The organism is Mesorhizobium sp. M2A.F.Ca.ET.067.02.1.1 (assembly GCF_004023285.1).
In the GTDB taxonomy this organism is placed as follows: domain Bacteria; phylum Pseudomonadota; class Alphaproteobacteria; order Rhizobiales; family Rhizobiaceae; genus Mesorhizobium.
This window is the reverse complement of sequence record NZ_RZSB01000808.1, coordinates 1-2,573: the sequence shown is the minus strand read 5'-3', so window position 1 is coordinate 2,573 and position 2,573 is coordinate 1. Positions and strand designations below refer to the sequence as shown.

The window sequence follows — 2,573 nt, the reverse complement described above, 5'->3', positions numbered from 1 at the left end:
AAAAATGACCCCCGCCTCGACGAAACGAACCACACTTGCCGCGATCCTTTTCCTGGCGGCCGCCATGCCGGCTGAAGCCCATGTCGGCGCAGGCTCCACCTCTTCTTTTGCCGCCGGTTTCGTGCATCCGCTGTCCGGCCTCGACCACATGACGGCCATGGTGGCCGTCGGCCTGTGGGCGGCGATGAAGGGCGGAAAGGCGCTCTGGGCCTGGCCGCTGGCCTTCCTCGGCGTGATGCTGGCCGGCGGCGCGCTCGGCATGCTGCATGTGCCGGTGCCTTTCGTCGAGCCGGGCATCCTCGCTTCCGTCGTGGCGTTCGGCCTGCTGGTGGCGCTGGCGATCGACCTGCCGGTCTCGGCCGGGGTCGCCATCATCGGCCTGTTCGCTCTGTTCCACGGTCACGCCCATGGCGCCGAGGTGCCTGAAAACGCTGCCGGCCTCGATTATATGGCTGGCTTTGCCGCCGCCACCGCGCTGCTCCACGGTGTCGGCATGGCAGCCGGCCTTCGGCTTGGGTGGCGCTTCCGCGGCCTGGCGCGCGCCGCCGGCGCCGCTTGCGCGACGATCGGCGTCGGCCTTTCCGTCGGCATGGTGTGAGGGCGCGATGATCCCCGGTGAAGTTATTGCGGCCAAAGGCGAGATCGACCTCAACAAGGGCCGGCCGACCGTCACCCTCAAGGTCGCCAACAGCGGCGACCGGCCGATCCAGGTCGGCAGTCATTATCATTTCTTCGAGACCAATGAGGGCCTGAAATTCGACCGCGAGCGCGCGCGCGGCATGCGGCTGGACATTGCCGCTGGCACCGCTATGCGCTTCGAGCCGGGCCAGGAACGCGACGTCACGCTGGTGCCGCTGGGGGGAAAACGCGAGGTCTATGGCTTCCAGCGGAAGGTGATGGGCAAGCTGTGAGGTCCGCCGCCGCGCTCAGATCACTTCGGAGGCCATCACTTCGGGGGCTTGGCTGCCGCGTAGATGACGACCTTCCCCGGATTGTCGAACTCCACGGCGAGCACGTCCTCGGCCTGCACGCGCCGGGAATCGATCGCGTTGAAGAGCAGGGCGTTCGCCTCGATCTCCTGGCGCAGCTCGGCGACATCGTCCTGATGCTGCTTCATTTTGTTCTCGATGGCCGGCGGCGGCCCGCCTTCGCTGCGCGCCGCATCGGTCAGGAACACGATGTCGACCCTGTCGAGCTTGGTGGTCTTGCGCACCGTGCCGATATTGTCGCGGGTCCGGTCGATGGCGGTGATGACTTTTCCGGCCTCCGTCCTGGAGAGCGCCTCTTCCTGGCGGACATCGGAATCGACGATCGCGGCGGCAGGCTTGTCGCTGCCCAGCGGCTGCGCAGCGGACGCGGCATGGGGCGCGGCGACCGCGAAAAGCGCGGCAACAACCACGGAACTCCATCTTGCAAAACGCCGGCCATTCGCCATCGCTCGCTCCTGACTGACCTCGTGGCGGGGCGAAAACAGCGAAACGGTCCGGCCTGGCCGCAGGTTCCCTTCGAAAGCCTGGCGGCGGACCGCGAGGCGGCCCGCATTCCCTTCAAAATATGGTTGGCGGACCACATGGCGGCCCGCCTGGGCGCGCGATCAGCTCGCCTTCTTGGTGATCAGCGTCAGTGCGCCATTGGGCTGCATGCTGGCGGCAATCACCTGCGCCGAGCTCATGCCCTTGGCTTCGAGCGCGGATTTCACCTTGGGCGTCGCGTCGATCGACTTGCGCAAGGTCTGCAGGCCGGCGTCGCCGCGCTGCGCCACGATCTGGTTGACCTGCGTCTGCGCATCCTTGGGCAGTTCGGTGATGTCGACGACGTTGACGCTCTGGATCGCCGGCGCCGCGGACTGGGCTTTCGGCGCGGCGGGGGCGGTCGGTGCCGGGCTGGGCGTCGGCTGCTGCTGGGCGCCGGCAGCTCCCGCCATCAACAAGGTGGCGGCTGCGCCGACAAGTATCGCGTTGCGCATGGATATTCCTTCCATCGGATTGGGAGTGATTCCGCCCGCCTTAACGGCCCGATGGGAACGCTGAAATGGGCGCTCAAAGTGTCGGCGAGCGGGTCATTGCGTGACCATTGGGTGGCGACAATGTGTGCCCCACGCACAAACAATTGGAATTTCGGGAGCGATTGCTGATGGCCAGGATAAGCCGCGCCGCCTATGCGCAGATGTATGGACCGACGGTCGGCGACAAGGTGCGGCTTGCCGACACCGAGCTGTTCATCGAGGTCGAGAAGGACCTCACCGTCTATGGCGAGGAAGTGAAATTCGGCGGCGGCAAGGTTATCCGCGATGGCATGGGCCAGAGCCAGGTGACGCGGGCAGAGGGCGCCGTCGACACCGTCATCACCAATGCGCTGGTTGTCGACGCGCTTGCCGGCATCTTCAAGGCCGATATTGGCCTGAAGGATGGCCGTATCGCCGCGATCGGCAAGGCCGGCAATCCGGACACGCAGGATGGCGTCACCATCATCATCGGTCCGGGCACCGAAATCATCGCCGGCGAGGGCAAGATCCTCACCGCCGGCGGCTTCGATGCGCATATCCACTTCATCTGCCCGCAGCAGATCGAGGA

The 2,573-nt window shown here is 66.1% G+C and carries 4 protein-coding genes and 1 pseudogene; 3 read left to right on the top strand and 2 right to left on the bottom strand.

Features of this window, described 5'->3' with window-relative positions; translation table 11 throughout:
- The first annotated feature begins 4 nt into the window (after positions 1 to 4).
- Both EOA28_RS32095 and EOA28_RS32090 read left to right on the top strand, forming a co-directional pair.
- Positions 5 to 598 carry a HupE/UreJ family protein gene (locus tag EOA28_RS32095; RefSeq protein ID WP_128315674.1) on the top strand — a complete coding sequence of 198 codons (594 nt, stop codon included), beginning with the start codon at positions 5 to 7 and terminating at the stop codon, positions 596 to 598.
- Positions 599 to 605: 7 nt separating this feature from the next.
- Complete coding sequence (locus EOA28_RS32090) at positions 606 to 911, top strand: urease subunit beta (protein ID WP_127251642.1); 306 nt, start codon at positions 606 to 608, stop codon at positions 909 to 911.
- A 35-nt stretch (positions 912 to 946) separates the two neighbouring features.
- On the opposite strand, the gene EOA28_RS32085 is transcribed toward EOA28_RS32090, so the two are convergent.
- Positions 947 to 1,435: a hypothetical protein gene (locus EOA28_RS32085; RefSeq protein WP_126080011.1), complete on the bottom strand. Its 489-nt coding sequence runs from the start codon at positions 1,433 to 1,435 to the stop codon at positions 947 to 949.
- Between the two features lie 159 nt (positions 1,436 to 1,594).
- Positions 1,595 to 1,966: a hypothetical protein gene (locus tag EOA28_RS32080; protein ID WP_128315673.1), complete on the bottom strand. Its 372-nt coding sequence runs from the start codon at positions 1,964 to 1,966 to the stop codon at positions 1,595 to 1,597.
- Between the two features lie 167 nt (positions 1,967 to 2,133).
- Between EOA28_RS32080 and ureC the strand changes: the two are divergent.
- A pseudogene (ureC, locus tag EOA28_RS32075) lies at positions 2,134 to 2,573 on the top strand (urease subunit alpha); the annotation flags it as partial.

Excerpts from the sequence above, each read along its gene's own strand:
- EOA28_RS32095 (WP_128315674.1), top strand. The coding sequence starts at position 5 with ATGACCCCCGCCTCGACGAAACGAACCACACTTGCCGCGATCCTTTTC.
- EOA28_RS32090 (WP_127251642.1), top strand. The coding sequence starts at position 606 with ATGATCCCCGGTGAAGTTATTGCGGCCAAAGGCGAGATCGACCTCAAC.
- EOA28_RS32085 (WP_126080011.1), bottom strand. The coding sequence starts at position 1,435 with ATGGCGAATGGCCGGCGTTTTGCAAGATGGAGTTCCGTGGTTGTTGCC.
- EOA28_RS32080 (WP_128315673.1), bottom strand. The coding sequence starts at position 1,966 with ATGCGCAACGCGATACTTGTCGGCGCAGCCGCCACCTTGTTGATGGCG.